At 38.6% G+C, this 24,311-nt stretch carries 25 protein-coding genes; 13 read left to right on the top strand and 12 right to left on the bottom strand.

Annotated features, from left to right (window positions below; all coding sequences use genetic code 11):
* Positions 1 to 32 precede the first annotated feature (32 nt).
* Genes KCTC52924_RS12140 through KCTC52924_RS12130 form a run of 3 tightly spaced genes read right to left on the bottom strand, consistent with a single transcriptional unit; the run spans position 33 to position 2,684 of the window.
* Positions 33 to 1,538: a trichohyalin-plectin-homology domain domain-containing protein gene (locus KCTC52924_RS12140; protein ID WP_251808394.1), complete on the bottom strand. Its 1,506-nt coding sequence runs from the start codon at positions 1,536 to 1,538 to the stop codon at positions 33 to 35.
* Positions 1,539 to 1,561: 23 nt separating this feature from the next.
* Positions 1,562 to 2,158 (bottom strand): hypothetical protein, encoded by a 597-nt coding sequence (locus tag KCTC52924_RS12135; RefSeq protein ID WP_251808393.1) that lies wholly within the window; start codon positions 2,156 to 2,158, stop codon positions 1,562 to 1,564.
* Positions 2,159 to 2,168: 10 nt separating this feature from the next.
* Positions 2,169 to 2,684 (bottom strand): RNA polymerase sigma factor, encoded by a 516-nt coding sequence (locus tag KCTC52924_RS12130; protein WP_251808392.1) that lies wholly within the window; start codon positions 2,682 to 2,684, stop codon positions 2,169 to 2,171.
* Positions 2,685 to 2,836: 152 nt separating this feature from the next.
* Between KCTC52924_RS12130 and KCTC52924_RS12125 the strand changes: the two genes are divergently transcribed.
* From KCTC52924_RS12125 to KCTC52924_RS12095, 7 genes are all read left to right on the top strand, one after another.
* Entirely contained in the window at positions 2,837 to 3,745 is a 909-nt protein-coding gene (locus tag KCTC52924_RS12125) for an aldose epimerase family protein (protein WP_251808391.1), read from the top strand.
* A 29-nt stretch (positions 3,746 to 3,774) separates the two neighbouring features.
* Positions 3,775 to 4,335 carry a DUF2911 domain-containing protein gene (locus tag KCTC52924_RS12120; RefSeq protein ID WP_251808390.1) on the top strand — a complete coding sequence of 187 codons (561 nt, stop codon included), beginning with the start codon at positions 3,775 to 3,777 and terminating at the stop codon, positions 4,333 to 4,335.
* A complete protein-coding gene (gene meaB / locus KCTC52924_RS12115; protein WP_251808389.1) occupies positions 4,325 to 5,377 on the top strand; it encodes a methylmalonyl Co-A mutase-associated GTPase MeaB in 1,053 nt (350 codons plus the stop codon). Before KCTC52924_RS12120 ends, meaB begins: the two co-directional genes overlap by 11 nt.
* 112 nt (positions 5,378 to 5,489) lie before the next feature.
* Positions 5,490 to 6,203: a glycosyltransferase family 2 protein gene (locus KCTC52924_RS12110; RefSeq protein ID WP_251808388.1), complete on the top strand. Its 714-nt coding sequence runs from the start codon at positions 5,490 to 5,492 to the stop codon at positions 6,201 to 6,203.
* Positions 6,204 to 6,842 (top strand): lipid-A-disaccharide synthase N-terminal domain-containing protein, encoded by a 639-nt coding sequence (locus tag KCTC52924_RS12105; protein ID WP_251808387.1) that lies wholly within the window; start codon positions 6,204 to 6,206, stop codon positions 6,840 to 6,842.
* Entirely contained in the window at positions 6,814 to 8,466 is a 1,653-nt protein-coding gene (locus tag KCTC52924_RS12100; protein WP_251808386.1) for a glycosyltransferase family 39 protein, read from the top strand. The genes KCTC52924_RS12105 and KCTC52924_RS12100 overlap by 29 nt, the downstream gene beginning before the upstream one ends.
* Positions 8,463 to 9,152: a hypothetical protein gene (locus KCTC52924_RS12095; protein WP_251808385.1), complete on the top strand. Its 690-nt coding sequence runs from the start codon at positions 8,463 to 8,465 to the stop codon at positions 9,150 to 9,152. The genes KCTC52924_RS12100 and KCTC52924_RS12095 overlap by 4 nt, the downstream gene beginning before the upstream one ends.
* A 105-nt stretch (positions 9,153 to 9,257) precedes the next feature.
* On the opposite strand, the gene KCTC52924_RS12090 is transcribed toward KCTC52924_RS12095, so the two are convergent.
* The 4 genes from KCTC52924_RS12090 to mazG form a co-directional block, all read right to left on the bottom strand.
* Positions 9,258 to 9,827, bottom strand: coding sequence for a phosphatase PAP2 family protein (locus tag KCTC52924_RS12090; RefSeq protein ID WP_251808384.1), 570 nt, complete (start codon positions 9,825 to 9,827; stop codon positions 9,258 to 9,260).
* Positions 9,828 to 9,833: 6 nt separating this feature from the next.
* Positions 9,834 to 10,061 (bottom strand): hypothetical protein, encoded by a 228-nt coding sequence (locus KCTC52924_RS12085; RefSeq protein ID WP_251808383.1) that lies wholly within the window; start codon positions 10,059 to 10,061, stop codon positions 9,834 to 9,836.
* An 82-nt stretch (positions 10,062 to 10,143) separates the two neighbouring features.
* Positions 10,144 to 11,526, bottom strand: a complete 1,383-nt coding sequence (locus KCTC52924_RS12080) for an MATE family efflux transporter (protein WP_251808382.1) — start codon at positions 11,524 to 11,526, stop codon at positions 10,144 to 10,146.
* Positions 11,527 to 11,705: 179 nt separating this feature from the next.
* Complete coding sequence (mazG, locus tag KCTC52924_RS12075) at positions 11,706 to 12,479, bottom strand: nucleoside triphosphate pyrophosphohydrolase (protein WP_251808381.1); 774 nt, start codon at positions 12,477 to 12,479, stop codon at positions 11,706 to 11,708.
* Positions 12,480 to 12,764: 285 nt separating this feature from the next.
* Here mazG and KCTC52924_RS12070 point away from each other — a divergent pair, with 285 nt between their 5' ends.
* A complete protein-coding gene (locus tag KCTC52924_RS12070) occupies positions 12,765 to 13,685 on the top strand; it encodes an SMP-30/gluconolactonase/LRE family protein (RefSeq protein ID WP_251808380.1) in 921 nt (306 codons plus the stop codon).
* A 64-nt stretch (positions 13,686 to 13,749) separates the two neighbouring features.
* On the opposite strand, the gene KCTC52924_RS12065 is transcribed toward KCTC52924_RS12070, so the two are convergent.
* Positions 13,750 to 15,975 (bottom strand): DUF5916 domain-containing protein, encoded by a 2,226-nt coding sequence (locus KCTC52924_RS12065; RefSeq protein ID WP_251808379.1) that lies wholly within the window; start codon positions 15,973 to 15,975, stop codon positions 13,750 to 13,752.
* A gap of 99 nt (positions 15,976 to 16,074) precedes the next feature.
* Here KCTC52924_RS12065 and KCTC52924_RS12060 point away from each other — a divergent pair, with 99 nt between their 5' ends.
* From KCTC52924_RS12060 to KCTC52924_RS12050, 3 genes are all read left to right on the top strand, one after another.
* Entirely contained in the window at positions 16,075 to 17,322 is a 1,248-nt protein-coding gene (locus KCTC52924_RS12060; RefSeq protein ID WP_251808378.1) for a serine hydrolase, read from the top strand.
* A 256-nt stretch (positions 17,323 to 17,578) separates the two neighbouring features.
* The gene (locus tag KCTC52924_RS12055) at positions 17,579 to 18,247 is read left to right on the top strand and encodes a GDSL-type esterase/lipase family protein (RefSeq protein WP_251808377.1); all 669 of its coding nucleotides are present in this window, start codon (positions 17,579 to 17,581) and stop codon (positions 18,245 to 18,247) included.
* Positions 18,248 to 18,272: 25 nt separating this feature from the next.
* Positions 18,273 to 19,895: a family 20 glycosylhydrolase gene (locus KCTC52924_RS12050; RefSeq protein ID WP_251808376.1), complete on the top strand. Its 1,623-nt coding sequence runs from the start codon at positions 18,273 to 18,275 to the stop codon at positions 19,893 to 19,895.
* A 117-nt stretch (positions 19,896 to 20,012) separates the two neighbouring features.
* Here the strand turns inward: KCTC52924_RS12050 and KCTC52924_RS12045 are convergent, their stop codons facing one another.
* Genes KCTC52924_RS12045 through ruvX form a run of 3 tightly spaced genes read right to left on the bottom strand, consistent with a single transcriptional unit; the run spans position 20,013 to position 21,505 of the window.
* Entirely contained in the window at positions 20,013 to 20,441 is a 429-nt protein-coding gene (locus KCTC52924_RS12045; RefSeq protein WP_251808375.1) for a DUF5606 domain-containing protein, read from the bottom strand.
* 58 nt (positions 20,442 to 20,499) lie between these two features.
* On the bottom strand, positions 20,500 to 21,090 hold the full coding sequence (gene def, locus KCTC52924_RS12040) for a peptide deformylase (protein WP_251808374.1): 591 nt from the start codon (positions 21,088 to 21,090) through the stop codon (positions 20,500 to 20,502).
* A gap of 4 nt (positions 21,091 to 21,094) precedes the next feature.
* Entirely contained in the window at positions 21,095 to 21,505 is a 411-nt protein-coding gene (gene ruvX, locus KCTC52924_RS12035; RefSeq protein WP_251808373.1) for a Holliday junction resolvase RuvX, read from the bottom strand.
* Between the two features lie 104 nt (positions 21,506 to 21,609).
* Between ruvX and KCTC52924_RS12030 the strand changes: the two genes are divergently transcribed.
* Positions 21,610 to 22,425 carry a 2,3,4,5-tetrahydropyridine-2,6-dicarboxylate N-succinyltransferase gene (locus KCTC52924_RS12030; RefSeq protein WP_251808372.1) on the top strand — a complete coding sequence of 272 codons (816 nt, stop codon included), beginning with the start codon at positions 21,610 to 21,612 and terminating at the stop codon, positions 22,423 to 22,425.
* 15 nt (positions 22,426 to 22,440) lie between these two features.
* The gene (locus tag KCTC52924_RS12025) at positions 22,441 to 23,517 is read left to right on the top strand and encodes a glycosyltransferase family 9 protein (RefSeq protein WP_251808371.1); all 1,077 of its coding nucleotides are present in this window, start codon (positions 22,441 to 22,443) and stop codon (positions 23,515 to 23,517) included.
* Here the strand turns inward: KCTC52924_RS12025 and KCTC52924_RS12020 are convergent.
* Positions 23,488 to 24,150, bottom strand: coding sequence for a class I SAM-dependent methyltransferase (locus KCTC52924_RS12020; RefSeq protein ID WP_251808370.1), 663 nt, complete (start codon positions 24,148 to 24,150; stop codon positions 23,488 to 23,490). The genes KCTC52924_RS12025 and KCTC52924_RS12020 overlap by 30 nt on opposite strands.
* Positions 24,151 to 24,311: the final 161 nt, after the last annotated feature.

The following is a 24,311-nucleotide window of genomic DNA, read 5'->3' as shown; positions in this document are numbered from 1 at the left end:
ACAGACTTGCAATACGGGCAGCTTATTTGCCCTTATTGCAATTTAATATCGCTGTATTTAGAATTTATAACAATAGATTTTCCACTATCCTTTTTCCCGTTATACCCCTTGTATGAGGTGCTATAACCATTTTTATTTTTTTGCAGGCCTAGATCCTTGGGGAATTCAACCTTTGAATTGGAGCTGTTAACCACAATATTATAAGCCGTTGTAGGTAAATTACAACGCAGTTCGGCATTTTGGAGCTGAATTTCCAGATCTTCAAAGTCTTTGGAAACGGCGTTGATGCTCAACGGACCAAAATCATTTTTAATAACAGCTTTAGACAATAATGACTCGATCGTAACATCGGAAAAAGTAGCGTTCAACCTTAGGTTGCCCACCTCCTTGATATGAACCCTCTCAGAATAATCGGTCTTCAACTCGCCATAGTTCCATTTCTGAACGCTAACCGGGGAATAAGAGGCGTTAATAGATGTTTTATCGCCGTCTATAGTAGATGCCAATAAGGTTGCATAGGATAAAGTAGCGCTTATATTATTGGTGTTTTCGGCCAACTTAACCTCCCCATGTCTTACATTCATTATTATTTTGGTGGATTTTGGTAATTTTATCTTAATCGTCTTCTTGATCTTATAGTTCCTGTGATCTCCTTTATCCGAGAAGTAAAAAATATTAGGTCCCTGCCGGTGTTTATCGCCCATTTCAAACAATTCTTCTCGCTTCAACTTAAGCGAATCCCGTTCTAAAACCATTTTTTTGTGTTGATTCCTATCTCTTTGCTCACGCCTTTTTAATTCCATTTCCTCCCCGCGTTGACTGCGAGCCTCTTCCATTACTTCTTTTCGTTTTTCCTGTGCCTCCTGCATTTTCCCAATGCGTTCCTGTATTGCTTCTTGCCTTTCTTCAACTCTTTCCTGACGTTTTTCCCTTATTTCCTCCCGCTTGACTTCCATTCGCTTACCCCATTCTTCCAACTTATCTTGATACTCCTTGCTAAAGCTTTTATCAAATTCCTTTTTCCATTCTTTCATATAAGCTTCCCCATCCTTTTTGTAAGCCTCATAATCAAAATGTTGAATATTCATCGGCGGCATTGGAGGTATTTCCATAATTTCCGGAATCATGGGCAAGGCTGAAATCTCTATCTCATGTTCATTCCAATCGAGGTCGTCCAAAATATCGATATCAAGATTCCTAAAACTATCCGCATCAAAAGCAAGTAGTTGGCGATGCTTGGACCCAGTACTTATCTCTATTTTCTTACTGTTTCCAATAATTTTAATGGGAATATTAGTGAAATTAGCCTCCACTTCCTCAGGGGTTGCACCTTCTATTTCTATGACTGCCACAATATCTATTTCATTCCTGTTCCATGTTTCAAATTCTATATCGGCATAACTGGTAATAATTTCCAAAACCGCATCATTGCCAATATTAAAATTCTCATGGATTGTTTTTGTTCTTTTCTGGGCATATGCTCCGCTACTTCCAACTAAGATGTACATGGCCGCAACAGCCATAATTATATTTTTCATTTCGTTTTATTTATGGTATTTCTTTAAATACTAGTCATAGCGTTATCGTTGTCCGACCCGCTATTCTGGGCTTTCAATTCGATTAATTTATCTTTCAATTTGCGCAATAACTGTAACCGCAATTGTAAATTTTTTATAAGTGCCGATATGGTCTGATCATTGGGACCTATTTCATTTAATTCTCCATTTAAAACTTTATATTCATTATTCAGTTCTTCCATGCGCTCCATAAAGCTATCGATCAAAATTTTATTGCGATCGGAGATTTCCAAATGGGACAGCTCCATATTGATATTGGCCATATAATAGTTCTCTAACTTTTTTAGATCTGGGGAGAGGTCTCCTAAAGAAATAGCTGACCCTACCGGCAACACCTTTTCACTATCCACCACCCTTGTATTAAGTGTTCCATTTTGTTGGACATTTAGTAAAAAATAAGTTCCCAAACCCATTAGGAGCACTAATGCCGCCGCAATTTTAACCCATGGAAAAACAGATCTTTTGGCGCTCGGCAATTCCTTTTCCAAGCGTTCCAAGAAACGCTTCTCATGGCCAGCCTTCATGATATATTCCCCTGACTGGTCCAAATCTGTAAACATTTTTCTAAGATCCTGTGACATACTTGTTCGCTTATATTAGTTGCTTTAATTGTCCTTTGCCTCGCAATAATCTAGTCCTACAGGCAGTAGTACTAATGCTCAAAATTTCAGAAATCTCACTGTGATCATACCCCTCTAACAAAAACAATTGCACTACGTTTCTATATTTATCCGGTAATTTAGTTATCGCAATCATTACCTCCTTATATTGTACGCCATCGCTAACCGTCCAATCCTCATCTAGGGTTACTCCCATATACCCTTCCTTCAACTCCACTACTTTTAATTGCTTGGTTTTTAGAAAATCGAGGCTTTTGTTGATTACAATTTTTTTTAACCAGGCACCAAAAGTAACTTCCCCCTTGTATTGATCCATTTTTTGGAATGCCTTTATAAAGGACTCCTGCAAAACATCCTCGGCGTCGTCCGCATTTTTCACATATCTCATGGCAACACAAAACATCCCCTGGCAATATTGCCGGTATAATTTTAATTGCGCTTTACGATCATTGCGCTTGCATTGTTCTACAATATCGATTTGTAACATTAGGCCAGTTTCGTTACTTGGTTAAGGTTGCCGGATAACATTCTTGAAAATTTATAAACTCCAAAACTGTTCTTCTTTTGCTTAAAGGACGAAGGAATAATTCCTGTGTTGCAAAAAAGTGTATTTTTATGTTTAATTAAAAAGGGAACACATTGAATCAAGTTACGATAAAAAACAATTTCATTACCCTTACGGTACTAGATTACGGGGCTATCATACAAAAACTCATCCTTAAGAATAAAGACGGGAATGATATTAATGTAGTAGTTGGTTTTGAGGAACCAGAGCGCTACCTAACAGACAATAAATCCCTTGGCGCCTGTATTGGACGTTATGCTGGGAGAATTTCCAATAGTAGCTTTACCATTGATGGAACCGACTATCCTTTATTTGCCCACAATGGGGTGCATTTACACGGTGGAAAAGAGGGATTTGGAAAAAAAATATGGAAGATTGATAAAGTTCATGACGGAGAAAATCCGTTTGTCACCCTAACTTATAATAGTATGGATATGGAAGAAGGGTATCCTGGCAATCTTGCTGTTACCCTAACCTATAAATTAATGGATTCGTCCTTACATATAATCCACCAAGCAACAACAGACAAGGCAACTCCAGTAAACCTTACCAATCACTCCTATTTTAATTTGGATGGGGAGGTTAAATTGGATCATTACGACTTAAGAATGCCCTGTTCTGAATTTTTAGAACTCGATCCACAACTGATGCCAACGGGGGAAGTAGTCTCCGTTAAAGGTACGAACTATGATTTCCTGGAACGGAAAAAAATTGACCAGACTCGTTTTGACACACCCTTTGTTCTAGATTCCAGTTTACGGTTCAACACCAAATTGTCTTCCAATAAATCGGGCATTTCCATGGAAGTGATTACCGATCAACCTGCGATGGTGGTATATACCCCCCCTGAATTTGCCGCAATTTGTTTTGAAACACAGAATTTCCCAGATGCACCCAATCAACCTAGCTTCCCTAACAGCATTTTAAATCCGGGAGAAACTTATCACAATGGAACGGAATATAGATTTGGTTTCGTAAATTAGGAACACGTATAACCAATAACCCACTTGTTATGAAATTCCTAAAATGGCTCTTAATTTTAATTGTGGTGCTTGTATTAGGCTTTTTCCTTGGGGGAAAATCCTATTTAATTGAACAGACCAAAAAGAACAGTCCAGAGAAAACAGCCACCTATAATAAAAATGGAATGGACCTTATTGTAAATTATTCCAGTCCCTTTAAAAATGACCGTGTAATTTTCGGAGAATTGGTCCCCTATGGTATTGTTTGGAGGACTGGGGCCAATGAGCCCACTACCTTCACTACTGGGACAAAAATCCATATAGAGGGAAAGTCCTTGGCCGCAGGAACCTATTCCCTTTGGACAAGACCAAACAAAACTAGCTGGGATATCCTATTCAATAGTGAAATCCCCGAGTGGGGAGTAACTATTTTAAGCGGAGGCAAAGAAACTACTAGGGATTCGGAATGGGATGTTTTGCAGGTTTCGGTCCCTGTTAAAGAGCTGACAGATCCCATTGAAAGTTTTACGATCCAATTTGATCAGAGTGAAAAAGTATTTCTTAGTCTATTATGGGATACAACTAAAGTAAGCATACCAATTGACCATTAAATTGAATACTGACGAGCACTCCAAACAAAGCAATATTTCTAAAATTAAATCCTTTAGAAAACAAAATAGGCCTACATCAGAATTGGTAGATGGTGTTTTAAAAGGCGATATTTCCGCTTTGGCAATGGCCATAACGATAATTGAAAGCAGAATTGACAAACACCGAGTACCATCTCAGGAAATTATCGCAAAATGTTTGCCTCATAGCGGTAAAAGCATACGTATTGGGATTACCGGAGTCCCCGGAGTAGGCAAAAGCACTTTTATAGAATCGTTCGGGAGCACCCTTACTAGTATGGGGAAAAAGGTTGCTGTTCTCGCAGTAGATCCAACTAGCTCCATTAGCAAAGGAAGTATTTTGGGTGATAAAACCCGTATGCAAGAACTGGTAAGGGATCCAAATGCTTTTATCCGCCCCTCCCCTGCCGGTAGTTCTTTAGGCGGGGTAGCCAGAAAAACCAGGGAAACCATATTATTATGTGAGGCGGCCGGATACAATATCATATTAATCGAAACCGTAGGAGTTGGGCAAAGTGAAACCGCAGTACATGGAATGGTAGACTTTTTTCTATTGCTAAAACTTGCGGGTGCGGGAGATGAACTCCAAGGTATAAAACGCGGTATTGTAGAAATGGCAGATATTATTGTTATCAATAAAGCGGATGGAGAGAACCTAAAACAAGCAAAATTGGCGAAAGTAGAATTTTCAAGGGCGCTTCACCTCTATCCTCCCAAAAAAAATGGGTGGATCCCAAAAGTGTTGAGCTGTTCTGCTTCTGAAAATACCGGTATAGTGGAAATATGGGAAGTTATCCAAGCCTTTGTAGAAGAGAGTAAAAATAATGATCACTTTTTCTCCGCTAGAAAAGAACAGAACAAATATTGGTTGCTTCAAAGTATTGATGACCTCCTAAAACAGGAATTCTATCAGAATGAAAAGGTTAAATCGCTTTTGGTTAGGATGACAAAAGAAGTGGTGGAAGGCAAAATTTCCCCATTTACTGCTGCAGAAGAACTTTTAAAGCTTTCCAAAACACCATAGATCTCTTTAAATTATATTAAATTAGGAATGCGATTAATACCCTATAGGTTTCCAAAGTTATTATCTTTGACCCTTAACATTTTGGACCTTGATAAACCTATCCCAGTAAAAAATGACTTATGAATTCACTATAATCGTACCCGTTTACAACGAAGAGGACAATTTGGAACGTGTAGAAAAAGAGCTTGGCCATTATTTGGCTATCTGCACAAAAAAGGCCAAAGTACTTTTTGTGAACGATGGATCCAAGGACAAAAGTCAGGAAATTATCGAAGCCATATGCCAACGTAATGTCGACTTTCATTTTATAAAATTTGCCCAAAACAGAGGATTAAGTGCGGCTATTAAAGCAGGTTTTGACCACGTGGATACCCCTTTGTTAGGGTATATAGATTCTGATCTACAAACCTCTCCTGAAGATTTCAACCTACTTTTACAACATATAGGTCCCTACGACCTAGTTACCGGATTTCGGGAAAACAGAAAGGATTCCCCAATAAAGAATGCATCGTCCCTTATTGCCAATGGCATTAGACGTGCTTTTACAGATGATGGCATGGATGACACCGGATGCCCCTTAAAGGTAATTAAAACCGACTACGCCAAAAGAATCCCGATGTTTAAAGGCTTACATAGATTTTTACCTGCCATGATTCTTCTACAAAAAGGCACTATCATTCAAATCCCCATTCGTCATTTTCCACGGATGGCTGGAACAGCAAAATTTGGATTGTGGAATCGACTATTAGGTCCACTTATGGATTGTTTTGCTTATTTATGGATGAAGAAAAAATATATTAACTACCAGATAGAGAGAATTGGTTAAATGGCAGACTGGACAGTGTATGCAATTGGCTTTTTAGCCCAGATTCTTTTTTCCAGCAGAATGTTGGTGCAGTGGATCATCTCTGAAAAAAATAAAAAAGTAGTTACGCCTAGGCTTTTTTGGCAACTTAGCCTTCTAGCCTCTTTTTTATTGTTTGTGTACGGATGGCTTCGTGAAGATTTCGCCATAATGCTTGGTCAGGCCATTACCTATTTTGTCTATATCAGAAATATTCAAATGCAAGGCGAGTGGCAAAAATTGCCCAAGTTCCTTCGGATTTTCCTTTATATATTTCCCGTTATCATCATTGTTTATGGTTACAATAACAATACATACGATATAGACAGTTTCTTTAACAACGAAAATATTCCCCTTTGGTTGTTACTCTTGGGAAGTGTTGCCCAACTAATTTTCACCTTTAGGTTTGTGTACCAATGGGTGTACTCGGAAAAAAAGAAAGCCTCTAGCCTTCCTTTTGGATTTTGGCTACTTAGCTTAATTGGAGCTTCGCTGATCCTAACTTATGCGATATTTAGAAGAGATCCCGTTCTCTTTGCTGGACATAGCTTGGGGTTGATTGTCTATTTAAGAAATTTATTTATCCTAAAAAATGAAACCAATGGATTGGATGAAAAATAATCCCGTCATGGTCCTACTCTTAACGGGCTCGGCGATTTTTCTTTTTCATTTAGAAGTTATCCCCGTGAGTATCATGGAGGCAAGGAATTTTATCACAGCAAGGGAAATGGTTATTGATGGCAATTGGCTTTTGACCACTATGAATGAACTTCCCCGGTACGAGAAACCGCCCTTACCCAGTTGGATCACTGCTATTTTTGGATGGCTTTTAGGTGTAGATAATGTTGCCGCACTTCGCTTCCCTACTATGTTAATGGCCATAGTCTTGGGATATACAGCCTATAAACTATCGGTTAAATTATTGAACAATAAACTGGATGCTCTTATTAGTGCTTTGGTACTCCTATCCTCCTTCTATATAATTGGAATAACCATAGAAGCACCTTGGGACATATACACCCACGGTTTTATGTTGATAGGGATCTATTTTCTTTACCTCTTTTTAAATAATACAAATAACCAATGGAGGAATAGTGTCTTAGTGGGAATTTTTATAGGTCTTTCCCTAATGAGTAAAGGGCCCATTTCTTTCTATGGCCTTCTATTGCCGTTCCTTTTAGCTTATGGAATTGTCTATAGATACAAGGGTTTTTCCCAAGACAAAAAGCTACTTCCAACACTTTCTTTGTCCGTAATTGCTATTGTGATAGGAATGTGGTGGTTTTTATATGTACGGCTTGCAGATCCCGAGGCCTTTTTGGCCATCACCAAAAAAGAAACCGCCAACTGGTCTAGTTATAACGTTAGACCCTTTTATTATTATTGGAGCTTTTTTGTGCAAAGTGGATTGTGGACAATTCCTGCCTTTGTTAGTTTGCTTTATCCCTACTTAAAAAATCGGGTGAAATACAAGCAAGTTTATAAGCTAACTTTTTTCTGGACCATTATCTCTGTCATCTTACTTTCTATCATTCCCGAAAAGAAGTCGCGTTACCTAGTTCCTGTTTTAATTCCGCTTGCCCTTAATATAGGGATATACCTAAGCTATCTTTTCGAGAATTTTAAAACCAAATTAAGTACTTTGGAAAAATTTCCAGTTTACCTACATTTTGGGATAGTGGGACTTATTGGTATTGCTTTTCCCATAGTTGCCTATTTTATTTTGGAGGGTAACCTTGAGCACCTTTGGGGATACTATATCGCCTCCTCCATAGCCCTTACATCCATTGGAATATTAGTTGGCATTTACCTTAAAAGACAACAACTATTCCTTTGTTTTCTGTTGTCTATTTCTTTGATTGCCGCTATTAAACTATTTGCCATGCCTTTGGCCGGTGCAATGGAAAAGAATACCGAATATAATTCTATAGCGAATTTAAGGGCCTTTATGTTAGAACAGGGAACAACAACTTATAGTTTTGGGGAAATTGCTCCAGAAATGATCTGGGACTACGGTAGCAGCCTTCCCGACCTAAAAGGAGAAAACACCATAAATATCCCTAAACATGAAAGCTTTGCTGTACTAGTTGCGCAGGTGGAAGAAGTTGAATTTAAGCGTATCTTTGGTCGCGAACATACTTACACGGTAATATCGACCTTCGACTTAAATAGGAATGCAGTTCCAGGTAACAAGAGCCATAAAAACAGAATGGTAAACAATTTATATATAGTTAAAAAACAATGATGAACCTTTTGACAAAATTTGAAAAAGTAGCTTATGTAATCTTACTCTTGGCCATATTATCAGGACTTTACCTAGGCCTTACCGATGAAGTTTATTTCAACAATAAGTTTGCCCAGGAAGACGGTCCCGTGGAATGGGGAACCGCAGTAATGTTATTTGGAATATCTGCACTTTCCCTATACCACCTATTTTCACTTTGGAAGTATAAAAAATCACTTTGGAAAATTGGCACTTTTATTTTTACAATTCTCTTCCTTTTTGGGGCTGGTGAGGAAATTTCTTGGGGACAGCGTATCTTTGAAGTAGCTTCTAGTGATTTTTTCCTAGAGAACAATGCACAAGGTGAAACCAACTTACATAATTTAGTAGTGGGTGAAAAGAAGATCAATAAGCTGATTTTTAGTCAATTGCTCTTCGCTGTTATGTTCCTCTACCTAATTGTATCCCCCATACTCTATCGCAAACAGACCTGGTTTAAAAATTTAGCGGATAGTTTTGCTGTTCCGATAGTAAAATGGCATCATACTATCGCTTTTTTGATAACTACGGTTTTTGTAGCCCTAAACCCTGCCAATAGAACTTGGGAAGTATACGAATTTGCCTTCGGTTTACTGTTTTTAATGATCTTTCTTAACCCCTTAAACCAGTGGATATTTAGGAAAGAGAAAACTGGTAACAAGGTATAGCAGCATTTTTCAGGAAAATTCTGGTGCGACTTTAATTAGGAATGGAACCCTAGTTACACAAACTAAATAACCCACCTTGTACCTTCAATAATCCAGATTTTTGGATTATAGATTGAATCTGGCCCTGACCCTTAAAAACAGGTTAAAGAACAAGCTGGACATGAAAATTCCAACCATGGCCCCTGTGAGAATATCCAAAGGGAAATGCACCCCTATATAGATTCTGCTATAGGCAACCACAGCGGCCCACACTATTAAAAATACGCTTAGAAATTTATATTTTGTTCCGAATAGAAAGGAAAAGAATACGGCTACCGCAAAGGAATTACCGGCATGGGCAGAAAAATAGCCATATTTCCCACCACAAGAATCCTTAACCAAACGCACCAAACCACCAATCTCTAGATCATGGCATGGACGTAGGCGTTGCACCCCATATTTAAAAAAATTAGCCAGTTGATCGGTAGCCAAGATCATAATCGCAATGCTAACCATTACCACTACCAATTGTTTCACACCAAATGTCCTATAAGTGAGGTAGGCAAGAAATACATAGAGTGGAATAGCGCTCCATTTATTGGTTATAAAGAGCCAAAACCCATCCCAATGGGAATTCCCTAAATGATTAAGGAAAAGAAATAATTCCTCGTCATAATGCACCAATTCTTCCATCATTTTTCCCTAATCTTCGTACCTAGAAATTTCCCTATCGTAAAAAGCCGTTGCAGCTTCAATTAAGCTTTCTGCCTCTTCTTCCAGATCCTTTTCATCTGCCGGACTAAAGTCTTCCAACCATTCTACCTCATCATTTTCCAGATTGATAATAAATCGTGGATATTCGGTGTGCACTACAAAAATAGCGGTGGGATAATCAGTATTATCGCCCAATAAAAATTTAGGAAATTCCATAAATAGCCTTTTATTTTATTAAAAGTATTTCTCTTACCTACCGGTCGTGAAATACAATATTATATTTTTATGATACACTTTTTTAGGACAAAGCCTCCTTTGTTCGTATCAATTTTTTTGTTAAATAATTAAATCGAATATACAACATTATAGCCGATGCCGTGAGTCCGGCCAACAATCCGACCCATATCCCCGTGCTGCCCAAAGAGGTATAAATTCCCAGATAAAAACTAATTGGAAAACCAATAAGCCAATAGGCCACAAAGGTAATCATTGTTGGTATCTTTACATCCTGCAGTCCCCGTAATGCCCCTAATACAACCACTTGTACCCCATCCGAAATCTGGAAAAATGCCGCAACAAACAGCAATTGGGCGGCTAGGACAATTACCTCTGTATTATCCTGTAAATTAGCCATATCCCCAACGTCCAAATATATGGTGGGTAACCAATCTTTTAGTAGTATAAATGATATGGCAAAAACGACCTCCAATAAAAAGGTAAGCAGAAATAAGGAGAGGGCGATACGCCTTAACTCCCTAAACGACCCCAGTCCTTTTTGGTTCCCAATCCTTACCATAGCAGCAACTCCGAGCCCCATTCCTACCATAAAGGTCATACTGCTTAAGTTAAGCGCAATTTGGTTGGCCGCTTGTGCATTTTTACCCAAAACGCCACTGATCCATACTGCTGCGGTAAAAATAGCTACTTCAAAAAACATTTGTAGGGCCGAGGGAAAGCCAAGATCTATTATCTTTTTCATCACCGTTTTCTCAATTTTCCTAAAATTGATACCCGTTACATACTCTTGAAATTTCTTTTTACGCTTAATAAGTTCCCATAAAAATAGTACCATGACCACTCGCGAGATCAAGGTACCTATAGCGGCCCCCACAATCCCCCACTTCGGGAATCCTAAAGAACCAAATATAAGCAAGTAATTAAGTACAATATTCACCACATTGGCAATTACGGTGGCATACATGGGGTAGGTAGTTTGTGACAATCCCTCGGAAAATTGTTTTAATGCCTGGAATATAATGAGAGGTACTAGGGAAAAAGCCACCAGATTAAGATAAGGCATTGCCAATTCCACTACCTCTATAGGCTGCTTCATCATATACATTAGTGGTTTGGCCAATAAAATGAGCCCAAACAAACTGAAACCAAGTATGGTACATAGGACGAGCCCATGTTTTAAGGCACTCTTCCCATCCGCTGTATTTCCGGCCCCATCGGCTTCGGCCACTAAAGGGGTAATCGCAGTAGAAAATCCTATACCCAAAGACATGGCTATAAAAATAAAGCTATTGCCTAAAGAAACTGCGGCAAGTTCTGCCGTCCCCAATTGCCCCACCATAATATTGTCGGCAAACTGAACAAAAGTATGCCCCAACATTCCCAAAATAACAGGGAAGGATAGAGTTAAGTTATAACGGAACTCCTTTGTATATTTTCGTAACAAGATATAATTATTAAAAGGGGACAAAGATAAAGTTTCTCCTGCAGATTTCAAGTACTTATTAAGCGCAATACGCTACACAGATCAAATTTTATAGCCCCCCTCGGTTCCAACTCCAAATCGGCATGGAGGTAGTGCTACAAACGAGATAACAGAAAATTCTTTAAAGTATGGTTCCTTTCTTAGATCGTCTTGGCTTCTTCCCAAAAAACATCCATTTCACTTAGGGTCATATCCTTTAAGGACTTCCCTTGCTCCTTGGCCTTACCTTCTAGATATTGAAAGCGCTTTATAAACTTTTTATTTGTGCGTTCCAACGCATTCTCAGGGCTTATGTTCAAAAAACGGGCGTAATTGACCATAGAAAACAGAACATCGCCAAATTCAGCTTCCATGGCATCGGTATTGTCATTCTCTACCTCCACCTTAAATTCCTTCAACTCCTCTTCCACCTTCTCCCATACTTGTTCTGGTTTTTCCCAGTCAAAACCTACCCCGGCCACCTTATCTTGAATACGACTTGCTTTCACCAGTGCTGGAAGTCCTTTTGGCACCCCTTCCAATACACTCTTTTTTCCTTCTTTTAATTTAATATTTTCCCAATTCCGCTTAACCTCTTCCTCGTCTTGCACTACCACATCTCCATAAATATGAGGATGCCTATTAATCAATTTTTCACAAATTTCATTGGCGACATCGGCAATATCAAAATGGTTGGTCTCACTCCCTATTTTAGCATAGAAAACAATATGCAACAGTACATCACCCAACTCTTTTTTAATTTCCTCCAAATCATTATCAAGTATAGCATCTCCCAATTCATAGGTTTCCTCAATGGTCAAATGCCTAAGGCTTTCCATGGTCTGCTTTTTATCCCATGGACATTGCGAGCGTAATTCGTCCATGATAGTCAATAATCGATCAAATGCTTGTAACTGGGATTCCCTAGAATTCATAAAAGTAACTTTTGTACAAAAATACAAAGTCCGCCCATTTCACACTTCCATAATCCCGAGTTTTTAGCTAACTTTAGTCTATTAACAATTAACTGTAATCATTTATGCGCTAGATGAAGTTAGGATACGCCTACAGCTTTCATAAACACCCCTCTTTTTTAATATTAACGAAGAGATAGGCCAATTTATTAATTTCTTTAGTATTGTTAATTTACCCAATTGCGGTTAAGGTGACAATTTAATTCCGAGCCTAAAAAACAGTAAAACAGATAACCACTATAAATCATGATTTCATCTATAAAACCTACCTTCAATCCATTCTTAAAAATTGTTTTAGGGACATCCCTGTTCTTATGGTTTTCCTGTAGCGCACAAGATGCTCCCTTAATAGCGGAAGGAGCCGAGCTACAACAGCTGTCTGCCGAGTATTCGTTTACGGAGGGGCCTGCCATGGCACCCAATGGCGATGTGTTCTTTACCGATCAACCCAACGACCGCATTCTAAAATGGTCGGCGTTGAATAATACGGTTTCCGTTTTCATGGAACCCTCTGGGAGGTCCAATGGTCTATATTTTGACAACGATGGTAATCTTCTGGCATGCGCCGATGAAAAAAACCAGTTATGGCGAATAGACGCCGATAAAGAGGTAACCGTTTTAATCGATGAATACGAGGGTAAAAAACTAAATGGCCCCAATGATCTTTGGGTAGACACTAAAGGGGGAATCTACTTTACAGACCCCTTTTACAAAAGACCCTATTGGACAAGAACCGAAATGGAATTGGAAAGTCAGCAAGTCTACTACTTTTCTCCTGACAAAAATAACATATCAGTGGTTGCCGATGACCTTGTTCAACCAAACGGCATCATAGGTAGTCCAGATGGTAAGACCTTATACGTTGCCGATATCGGTGACAAAAAAACCTATTCCTATAGTGTAAATACAGATGGAAGTTTAAGCAATAAGACTTTATTTACAAATTTGGGATCAGACGGTATGACATTAGATAACAAGGGGAACGTCTATCTCACAGGGAATGGCGTTATCGTATTCAACAAAGAAGGAGAGAAAATTTTACATATTCCAATTGAACAAAAATGGACCGCTAATGTCACTTTTGGAGGAAAGGAGCAAAAAACTCTCTTTATTACAGCGATGAATTCCGTTTACACCCTGGAAATGAATGTAAAAGGAGTTAGATAGCTTTTATTTAACAAGAAGTTATTTTTGTTAAATCGATATTAGGGTGACCAAGAATACTACTGACCTACTTCACCAAATCGAACATACGGCTATATTTAAGAATGAAACTATTATTTAGAGGATCGCCTTCACGTACATTATAATTATAGACTACAAATAGTCCGGTATTAGCACGTTGCAACCATCCCAACCGTAAATTAATTGCCCATAATTCGCGGGCAGAATTGTGTTGCACCAAACTTTGAACATATAGGTTTGGCTTAAAGGAATAGGACATTTGACTTCTAAAAATATTTGCGGTAAAATCCCCCACAGGCAATTGATAGTTGTTGTAGAGATAAGCGAAATCAGAATTAAATTTATCTCCTAGTCGTACACTTAATGTAGCACTTTGTTGATACCGACTTCCCCCAAAAGAACCTCCCATCACCGACCGAAGGTTTACTGAAACCGGTTTACTTTTATTAGTAAAGAAAACAAGCTGGGATTCTACGTGTTTATAGGTGTCGGGGAGTACCGTTACACCATCCGAGATCTCGAATGGCTCCAATACCCCTTCGGTGGTAAGATTCATCCCGGTATGTACTTCCATTCCGCTCTTAAACTCCCAATGATTGTCTATGTGCAAATAACTAGTTTCCTGGAAACCGTCAAAATTCCAAAAACTATTATAAGAAATATGCGGTCGCAATTCCATGATGATTGAGTTTTCATTTTTAGGTCTATAATGATATAGCACCCGGGCTTCCGACTTTCTAAAGGCCGCACGTTGCAGGAATCCAACTTCCGGATTAAAACCTTCCCCTACTTCGGTATATCCACCACTAACTTCCCAACTATTCCATACATAATCTGTCTTTAGTTGAAAGGAATGTTCATTTATAGTATCGTTAGGACCATTAGTACGGGCATAAAATCCGCTCATTCTTGCTTTTCGCCCCAGCCCTAGCTTGCCATCTACGGCTAAGGTGCTGTTAAAATCATCGTCGACGCCAATACCTGCTCTATTAATAAATGTAGCACCCAAAGCAGAACGCCCTTTAAATTCATGATTTACTCGGGCCACAGTATAATTGTTCTTGTGGATACCGGCAGTTTCAACCTCATCGGTAAACATAGTCAGCAAACCAACATTGGTACGGCGTATCTTACCAGACAATCTAGCCCCACCTATGATGGGAACAATATTACCATCATCCCCAATGCCAATACGCCTACTAAAAAATAGATCCACTTCCCCTGGGCTGCCAACACTGAACAAGCCAGCATTTTCTAAAAAAAAGGGTCGCTTTTCTGGGAAAAACAGATTAAATCGGTCTAAATTCACCTGTTGCTCATCTACCTCAACTTGGGCAAAATCAGTATTATAGGTAAGATCCAAAGTAAGACTAGGCGTAATACTGAATTTTATATCGCCACCAATTTCGCCGGTAAACTTTGTTTTTGAATCTATAATCTCAAAATCCTTCGCCATTTTTCCTAGTACATAGGGAATTACCTTTAGATTATTAGGACTTTTTAAGTCCAATCCCATAAGGCTTCCGGCAAGGGAAAGCCTATTTAGATTAAATCCGATAGGCATGGGTGACCAATAGACTATTTCGTTAGATTTCCTAATATTACGTCTGAAATTAATGCCCCAATCCTTTCCTGGCTGAAAGCGTAAAGTTCGTAAAGGAATGGCGAATTCAGCACTCCAACCAATAGCGCTAACGGTAGTTTTAACCTTCCAAGATCCATCCCAATTTAAATTAAATCCGCCTATAGTGCCTCCTTGTTGCCTATTGGCATTAAAGTTTCCCTGTCCCTCGTTATCTACCTGCGCATCATATTCCACACCCAACGAATTGGTGCCAAAAATAAATCCGTTCTGATTGTCCTTATAGGTATCCACTATAAAAATAAAGGCATCCGTATTATCCAAGGAAGCATCCCGTCTGGCATCAGAGACTACCAGCTTATCTGGCTCTGAATCATAACAAATTACAGACAAATAAAAAATATGTTCCGTATAAGCAATTCTTATTTCCGTACGCTCACTAGCAGGCTGACCAAAATTAGGTTGACTCTGAACCAGTCCCCCTAAAGGTGCAATCTTTTGCCAAACTTCATCGTTAAGCACATCTCCATCCATAGTGGGATGGCTTACAATAGGAATTGCTGTAGCTGTAGGTCTTCCATCTGTATTAATTGTTGGCTCGGTTATTTGAGAATACCCATTTCCAAATAAAAAGAATATAAATAAGGTGACAAGCACGCATCTCGGTGAGAACAAATTAAGTGGGTTCATTGGTTTTGGTTTGGTGGTAATTACTAAGATAATAACTTTAAAGCAGTTATAATTTTATTTTTTTAGCCTTATCTTTAAAAACACCTTATATCCAAAACTATGAAAACCACCAAACACCTATTTTCTATCCTAAGTTTTTTATTGATTTTCAGCACTTTGGTTTATGGGCAATCTAACATAGAACTTATTCCAAATACTACCATAGCCGGTGTTGACAAGGAACGATTACACAGATATGACACTTTCTTACAGCAAGAAATAGACAATGGAAAAATTCCGGGAGCCGTATCCTATATTGTTAGAAAAAGGCAGGTAGTTCATAAAGCCACCTATGGTTATAGTAGTATAGCGGATAGATCATCCATCAAACAAGATCAACTCTTCCACATCATGTCCATGACCAAGCCCATAGTAACGGCTGCTTTTATGATGTTGTATGAAGAAGGGTATTTTTCATTAACCGATCCCGTTTCCAAATACTTGCCACAATTTAAAAATATAAGAGTAGCAAAGAATGTAGATGAGGGCGCAAAAGGAGAAACAATTCCGGCAAATAAGGAAATTACCATTACCCACCTATTAACACATACCGCTGGATTTTCACATGGTTTAGGAGGAACAACTTTGGATAACGATTATGCAAAAGCTTTGTACTCAGAGCCGCATAAGAACATTGAAAGCAGGGTAAATACCATGCTTCAATTACCCTTAATAGGGCAACCTGGAGAACAATGGTATTATAGTGCCTCCCCAGATGTACTTTCACTATTAATTGAACATTTCAGCGGTTTAAACACCGCCGAATTTCTGAAAAAACGCCTTTTTGAACCTTTGGAAATGGAAGATACCGGATACAATATATCCAAAGATAAAAGTGAAAGATGGATGCCCGTTCACAATATTGATAAAGGTGGGAAACTTATAAATTCACCCAACCAGTTGCCCATAGAAGGCAATACTATTTATGGTGGTACGCATGGCCTATTTTCAACCGCCGAAGACTATATGAAATTCTGCCAGATGTTGCTCAATAAAGGGGAGTATAATGGCAAACATTTACTAAGTCCTAAAACAGTGGAAATCATGACCATGAATCAAGTAGGCGACCTTTATCAGGCTCCGGGCCAAGGTTTTGGACTTGGCTTTGGAATAACTAACAATCTAGCGGACAGTAAAAGTTTGGGGTCTGTTGGACAGTATTATTGGAGTGGCGCCTATTGCACTTATTTCTTTATCGACCCTAAAGAAGATTTGGTGGTTATTTTAATGAGCCAATTACAACCGTACAATAATTATTATGGTGAAAAAATGAGACAGATGGTATATCAGGCAATTATTCAGGAGTAATCTTAAATTTTTCCTCGGTGATCAATTCTAGACTTTAAATTTAATTCAATAGAAATTGGGCATTGGAAATAAAAATTTGTCTCAAATCACCTAAATTAATCTAGATTTTATTTGGCCACAGCTATTCAGTTCTATTCATCAGTTTAAAAAATTGATCAAGAATAGTGATACCAATGGCGTACTCACTATGTTCCCTGTCGAAATATATTGGCAGATTAGAACAATTATTATAATTTAACCTTTAATTTTTATAAATTTGAAACCACTATTATACCTGCTTTTTTTGTTTTCTACCATTGTCATTGGTCAGCAGAATTCGGCTTTTCAAAATGAAGTCCTAGCACTTCAAATGAAATACGATACTATTTGGGATGTCAAAAAAGAAACCATTGTTTTCACCGGCAGCTCCAGTATTCGTATGTGGAAAAATTTGGAGGCAATGTTTCCCGATCATCAAATTGTAAACACAGGTTTTGGGGGATCCCAGGCATCCGACCTCCTAAAGTATGAGCAGGAGCTGATTTTGAAATTCAAACCTAAAATGGTTTTTATCTATGAAGGAGATAACGACATCGTTTCACATAAAAAACCAAGAGAAATTATAGGGACGACAAAACAAATAATATCCAATATTAAAAAAAGTGGCAATGACGTCCAGATCATCCTAATTGCTGCAAAACCAAGTATATCCCGCTGGGGCTATAAAAGAACGTATAAGAAGCTAAACCGCAAGTTCAAAAAACTTGCCCGCAAGGAATCTGGCGTGGAATATGCGGATGTGTGGAGCGCCATGCTAGACGGGAAAAACGTAAAGCAGGATATTTTTCTTGCAGACAAACTGCATATGAATCAAAAAGGATATGACCTTTGGTTCTCTGTGATAGCCCCATTTATGAATACCAAGAACACTTATAGTTTAAAATAATAACCCCTATCGAAAAATTATTTCAATGAAAAAATGCAATCTTATTAAATCCATTCTGATTTTCACAGCAGTGCTGGCAATTACGGCATGTGAAGAACAAGAAAAAAAGAAGCTCATCAACTTTCCCGAAACCAATTTAGCCATGGAAAACATGATTCCCAAGCCGTTAAAGATAATGGCTTCGAACAGCGCTTTTGGCTTGGATCAAAATACGGTAATACACACTTCATCCAACGCAACCGGATTTAATGAAGTGGGACAATACCTGTCGGAAAAAATAAAATGGCAGACGCAATTGGATATTGCGGTAAACAATACAACAAATACTTCTTCTGGGAGGGTCATTTTCATCCATCAGTTAAATGACAGTACTAATTCTAAAAAGGAGGCGTACGAGCTAACTATCACCCAAGATTCCGTAATTCTAAGTGCAGCCACTGCCGAGGGCGCCTTTAGAGGCGTACAGACCCTTAGACAGCTTATCCCCGAAAGCAGTAACGACACCCTTTCCGAAACTAAAATGTGGTTAATCTCTTCTGGGAAAATAACGGACAACCCCAATTTTGAATACAGGGGGGCTATGTTAGACGTAGCCCGACACTTCTTTAGTGTGGAAGATGTTAAAAAATACATTGATCTGTTAGCCTATTACAAAATTAATGCCCTGCATTTACACCTTACAGATGATCAGGGATGGCGAATAGAAATAAAATCCTGGCCAAAGCTTACTGAAATTGGTGGAAGTTCTGAAGTGGGAGGTGGTCCTGGTGGTTTCTATACTCAAGAAGACTACAAGGATCTGGTAGCTTATGCCGCCAAACAATATATTACCATCATCCCGGAAGTGGATATGCCCGGACATACCAATGCGGCATCCTTGGCCTACCCTTTCCTTAATGGGAACGGTAAGAAGGTAGAACCCTATACTGGGATCGATGTAGGGTTTAGCACCTTTGATACCAGAAAGGATACAGTCTACGCCTTTATAGACGATGTCGTTAGGGAGATTTCCGAAATGACACCTGGTCCCTACTTCCACGCTGGAGGGGACGAGAGCCACGTAACCAAGAAAAAGGACTTTAATTATTTTATTTCCAGAGTAGATAAAATTGTCAAAAAATACGGCAAGCGCATGATAGGGTGGGATGAAATTGTTCATGCGGATATTGATACTACTGCAATAGCTCAATTCTGGAGCAACGAGGAAAATGCCAAAATTGCGGTTGAGAAAGGAATGAAAGTAATCTTGTCGCCTGGCAAGAAAGCCTATCTAGATATGCAATACGACACTCTTTCCAAATATGGGCTGCATTGGGCTGCATATATCCCGGTTGATACAGCTTATGTGTGGACACCAGAACGCTATATAAACGGAATTAACAAAGAACATATATTGGGTGTAGAAGCGCCACTTTGGTCAGAAACCATTTCCACTATGGAAGAATTAGAATATTTGGCCTTCCCAAGAATGATCGGTTATTCAGAACTTAGTTGGAGTACCGAAGAAAACAGAAATTGGGAAGATTACAAGATAAGATTAGGAAATCAGACCCCGTTTTTAGATAGAATGAATGTAAAATACTATCCTTCCAAATTAATAGATTGGAAAAAAGCAACACTTCCTATTAAACCAAGGCTTAAGGATTGATAGCCTCTATGGAACAGCGATGTTCAAATATAGTAGATCCCTAAAAATACCATAATCCAAAGCACAAAAAAGCCTTCGATGTTGAAGGCTTTTTTGTGCTTAATAAGAATATAAAATTTATTCCTTCTCCTCGGAGTTAACTTCCTCCTCCTCTTCATTGGCATATTCTGTTATGCCGTGTTCGTGCAGCAGATTATACCACTGGATAATTTTTTTAATGTCGCTGGGATACACACGGTCTTCATCGTAATTGGGCAACACTTCAAAAAGGTATTCCTCCAATTTTATCTTGTCGTCCTTGTGGCTAACCGCAGTTCTCCCCCCGTTTTCCTTTTCCTTTATTTTTTCAAAAACATCTTTTAAAGGCACTTCTTCCTCCAAGGTGTAGATCGCTATTTCAGACAGGACACTGACGTTGCTCTTAAAACTAACGTTCAATTTCTTACCGTCCAATAAAGATTCTGCTACAAAGCCAGAACGAGTTTGGGTCAATAATTTATAAAGTCCCGGTTTTCCTGCAATAGATAATATTTTATTTAAACTCATTTGATATTTTAAATTTCAAGCGCAAATATTACACTTTTTGTTTATATAAGAAATAGTTTTAACGTGCTTTTTTCTCTAGTGGAAATCGCATGCGGTAATCTACTTTCACTTTTCCTTTGGAAATATTGACCAACCTACTTTTCAACAGTCGCTTTTTTAAGGTCGATAATTTGTCCGTAAACAAGACCCCCTCGATATGGTCGTATTCGTGTTGAATCACCCGTGCCAATAGGCCATCATAGGTTTCGGTACATGGCTTAAAATCGGCATCCAAATAAGAAATGGTTAGCGTATCTTTTCGAGAAACATCCTCCCTAATGTCAGGGATACTTAAACACCCTTCGTTAAAGGCCCATTCTTCTCCAGTTTCCTCCACAATATGGGCGTTAATAAACACTCTTTTAAAGTCTTTCAACGCTTTCTGTTCCTTTTCCTCCAACTCTTCGTCATCTGAAAAAGGAGTTGTATCTACCATAAACAATCTTATGGGAAGACCAATTTGGGGGGCCGCCAAGCCAACGCCATTGGCATTGTACATAGTATCCCACATATTGGAAATTAATCCCTCCAAATTTGGATAATCTTGCGCTATATCTTCTGCTACTTTCCTTAATACGGGATCTCCGTATGCTATTATAGGTAATATCATGCTACTATTTTCTATTTAAATAAGCCTGAAGGATAATGGTTGCACTAATTTCATCTATCAAGGCCTTATTTTTTCTTTTTTGTTTCCCCATTCCACTATCAATCATAGACTGTACGGCCATTTTTGAGGTAAACCGCTCATCTTGACGAACTACCGGGATTTTAGGAAAAACCCCTTCCAAAGTCCGCAGGAAAGGTATGATAAGGGCTTCTGATTCGGAAGGTTGGTTATTCATTTGCTTAGGTTCCCCCACTACAAATTTCTCCACATTTTCCTGTTCCACATAGGTCCTTAGAAAATTCAAAAGTTCCTTGGTATTGATCGTAGTAAGGCCCGAAGCTATTAGCTGCATTTCGTCCGTTACAGCAATTCCCGTTCTCACTTTTCCAAAATCCAAGGCTACTATTCTTCCCAAACTTATTTTTTTTGCAAAAATAAACCATAAATTGTTATAAGTGTAAAAACAAAAGGTTAATTACAAAGTAGCCCTTATATTTGCCTAAATTTGAATATACGACGATGACAGAATTAAGAAAAATAATAGAAAATGCATGGGATAATCGAGAACTTTTAAAAGAGACCTCCACCCAAGATGCCATTAGAAAAGTAATAGACTTATTGGACAGCGGAAAATTGCGATGTGCAGAACCTACCAATGAGGGTTGGCAAATAAATGAATGGGTAAAAAAGGGGGTAGTACTATATTTTCCGATCCAAAAAATGGAAACCTTGGAAGCTGGAATTTTTGAATATCACGATAAAATTCCATTAAAAAGAGGCTATGCGGAAAAAGGAATCAGAGTAGTCCCTGGTGCCATAGCCAGACATGGAGCATATATTTCAGCAGGCACTATATTAATGCCCAGCTATGTTAATATTGGCGCTTATGTAGACGAAGGCACCATGGTTGATACTTGGGCCACTGTAGGAAGTTGTGCACAAATCGGAAAAAATGTACACTTAAGTGGTGGTGTAGGTATTGGAGGAGTTTTGGAGCCATTACAAGCCGCTCCAGTAATTATTGAGGACAATGCTTTTATAGGATCTAGATGTATTGTAGTGGAAGGGGTCCGCGTAGAGAAAGAGGCTGTACTTGGTGCCAATGTAGTACTTACCGCCTCTACAAAGATTATAGATGTTACTGGGGATACCCCTGTGGAACGCAAAGGATTGGTTCCGGCCAGATCCGTAGTTATTCCGGGAAGTTATACCAAAAAATTCCCTGCAGGCGATTTTCAGGTTCCATGTGCATTGATTATCGGTACTAGAAAAGAGAGTACAGATAAGAAAACTTCATTAAATGATGCATTACGCGAATACGATGTTGCCGTATAATGCTAACTTAGCGGCATGAAAATACTGGTTGTACAGCAAAAAATGATCGGGGATGTTCTTACTAGCACTATACTGTGCGAGCAAATTAAAAAGAATATCCCCAACAGCCAGATACATTATTTGATCAATACCAACACCGATGCAGTTGTAGCCAACAACCCCTATATTGATGAAATTGTATACTTTAAGCCAGAATACAAAAAAAACAAACTGGCATTTTATCATTTTTTAAGATCCATTTCCAAGGAACGTTATGAGGTAGTCATAGATGTCTACAGCAAATTGGAAAGCATGCTTATTACATTGTTTTCCGGCGCAGGAATTAGAGTTTCTTACGAAAAATGGTATTCCAAATTCATCTATACCCATACCCATAATTACGTTAGAAAGGGAGATACATCCGTTGGTCTGGCCATAGAAAATAGGCTAGCGCTATTAAAACCGATTATCCCTGAAATACAATTTGAGGTACAGCCACCTAAAATTTATCTCACTCAACAAGAAAAAGACGAAGCAAAAGACTTTTTAGAGGAGAATTCGGTCAACTTTTCAATTCCGATCCTAATGATCAACGTACTTGGAAGCAGTGCTAATAAAACATATCCCCTCTCCTACATGGCTCAAATTTTGGATAGTATTGCGCAGCAAGGGGAGGTTAACATATTGTTTAACTACATCCCTTCCCAATTAAAGGAGGTGAAAAAAGTATACAACCTTTGCGCCAAAGAAACACGGTCTATGATCCTATTGGATGTATTTGCCCCATCTTTACGTTCTTTTTTGGGATTGTTATCGCATTGTGATGCCCTATTGGGAAATGAGGGCGGCGCGGTAAATATGGCTAAAGCATTAAACATCCCCGCCTTTAGCATATTCTCACCATGGATTACAAAAGTTGCTTGGGAAACCTTCCCTAATAACAAGCAAAACGAGGCGGTACACTTAGCTGATTTTCTACCGACTCACCTAGAGGGAAAATCCGTAAAACAACGAAAAGAGGAGGCAGAGCACTTATATTCCTTTTTTGTGCCAAATCTTTTTACTGATCGATTAACGCAATTCCTAGACGCTAAAACTTTTACGCACCAATAATATTTGATACTCGTTCATCACCACTTTCCAATCCTTTTGAAGCATATATGCTACCACCAGTTTACCTTTTCCACCATTGGGTAGGTCACAATCGTCTATTAGAACTATGGAATTATCGTGCAACTTATCTTCAATTGCCATAAATTCCTGCAAATGATGATGCTGACTTTTTATCTGCACCTCCCTATCATCACTATAGTCATAACTGTCCAAATACAAAAAATCTACGGGTTCTGTAAAGTTGCGCAAGAATTCCACAGAGTCTGAAAGATGAATTTGCACTATCTTCCCTAAATCCTGATTTGTAACTTCCTTTTGGGAATTAGCAACCGATTTTTCACTGATGTCTACAGAATGTAGAAATGCATTGTTCTGTTTTGCCCATTTTCCAAAAACAATCGTGGCGGCCCCATTACTCTTAGCTCCGTGCAATCCTTCCCTAGAGGTTCCGGTCTCAATAATTAACCTAGCCTTGGTCTTGTCCAAAAATTCCAATGTTTTTCTAAAGGTATCCCTACGTTTTCTAAAATCATATCGAAAAGGCATAAAAGGATATAGGGACTTATGTTTTATAAACTTTCCTAACAAAAAACCAAAGAGCCCAATAGTGACAACAACTAGAATAACCTTCATATACCTTAATTATAGATAGGTCTAAATATAGGTAAATATTATAAACTCCTTAAAATTTGCCTAAAGGGAACTATTTAATATTCGCTAAAATGGCCTACAATTTCATAAATCAATGAATTAAAATTAACTTTGGCGCGCTAACCAAGGGCTTCTTTTGAAGT

This window comes from Arenibacter antarcticus, from assembly GCF_041320605.1.
Lineage (GTDB): Bacteria > Bacteroidota > Bacteroidia > Flavobacteriales > Flavobacteriaceae > Arenibacter > Arenibacter antarcticus.
This window is presented reverse-complemented; position numbering and strand designations above follow the sequence as displayed.

Bases quoted from the DNA above. Each gene is read 5' to 3' on its own strand.
- KCTC52924_RS12110 (WP_251808388.1), top strand. From the start codon at position 5,490: ATGACTTATGAATTCACTATAATCGTACCCGTTTACAACGAAGAGGAC.
- KCTC52924_RS12060 (WP_251808378.1), top strand. From the start codon at position 16,075: ATGAAAACCACCAAACACCTATTTTCTATCCTAAGTTTTTTATTGATT.
- KCTC52924_RS12045 (WP_251808375.1), bottom strand. From the start codon at position 20,441: ATGAGTTTAAATAAAATATTATCTATTGCAGGAAAACCGGGACTTTAT.
- KCTC52924_RS12030 (WP_251808372.1), top strand. From the start codon at position 21,610: ATGACAGAATTAAGAAAAATAATAGAAAATGCATGGGATAATCGAGAA.
- KCTC52924_RS12070 (WP_251808380.1), top strand. From the start codon at position 12,765: ATGATTTCATCTATAAAACCTACCTTCAATCCATTCTTAAAAATTGTT.
- KCTC52924_RS12095 (WP_251808385.1), top strand. From the start codon at position 8,463: ATGATGAACCTTTTGACAAAATTTGAAAAAGTAGCTTATGTAATCTTA.
- KCTC52924_RS12020 (WP_251808370.1), bottom strand. From the start codon at position 24,150: ATGAAGGTTATTCTAGTTGTTGTCACTATTGGGCTCTTTGGTTTTTTG.
- KCTC52924_RS12105 (WP_251808387.1), top strand. From the start codon at position 6,204: ATGGCAGACTGGACAGTGTATGCAATTGGCTTTTTAGCCCAGATTCTT.
- KCTC52924_RS12100 (WP_251808386.1), top strand. From the start codon at position 6,814: ATGAAACCAATGGATTGGATGAAAAATAATCCCGTCATGGTCCTACTC.
- KCTC52924_RS12025 (WP_251808371.1), top strand. From the start codon at position 22,441: ATGAAAATACTGGTTGTACAGCAAAAAATGATCGGGGATGTTCTTACT.
- KCTC52924_RS12135 (WP_251808393.1), bottom strand. From the start codon at position 2,158: ATGTCACAGGATCTTAGAAAAATGTTTACAGATTTGGACCAGTCAGGG.
- KCTC52924_RS12090 (WP_251808384.1), bottom strand. From the start codon at position 9,827: ATGATGGAAGAATTGGTGCATTATGACGAGGAATTATTTCTTTTCCTT.
- KCTC52924_RS12050 (WP_251808376.1), top strand. From the start codon at position 18,273: ATGAAAAAATGCAATCTTATTAAATCCATTCTGATTTTCACAGCAGTG.
- KCTC52924_RS12130 (WP_251808392.1), bottom strand. From the start codon at position 2,684: ATGTTACAAATCGATATTGTAGAACAATGCAAGCGCAATGATCGTAAA.
- def (WP_251808374.1), bottom strand. From the start codon at position 21,090: ATGATATTACCTATAATAGCATACGGAGATCCCGTATTAAGGAAAGTA.
- KCTC52924_RS12120 (WP_251808390.1), top strand. From the start codon at position 3,775: ATGAAATTCCTAAAATGGCTCTTAATTTTAATTGTGGTGCTTGTATTA.
- KCTC52924_RS12085 (WP_251808383.1), bottom strand. From the start codon at position 10,061: ATGGAATTTCCTAAATTTTTATTGGGCGATAATACTGATTATCCCACC.
- mazG (WP_251808381.1), bottom strand. From the start codon at position 12,479: ATGAATTCTAGGGAATCCCAGTTACAAGCATTTGATCGATTATTGACT.
- KCTC52924_RS12065 (WP_251808379.1), bottom strand. From the start codon at position 15,975: ATGAACCCACTTAATTTGTTCTCACCGAGATGCGTGCTTGTCACCTTA.
- KCTC52924_RS12140 (WP_251808394.1), bottom strand. From the start codon at position 1,538: ATGAAAAATATAATTATGGCTGTTGCGGCCATGTACATCTTAGTTGGA.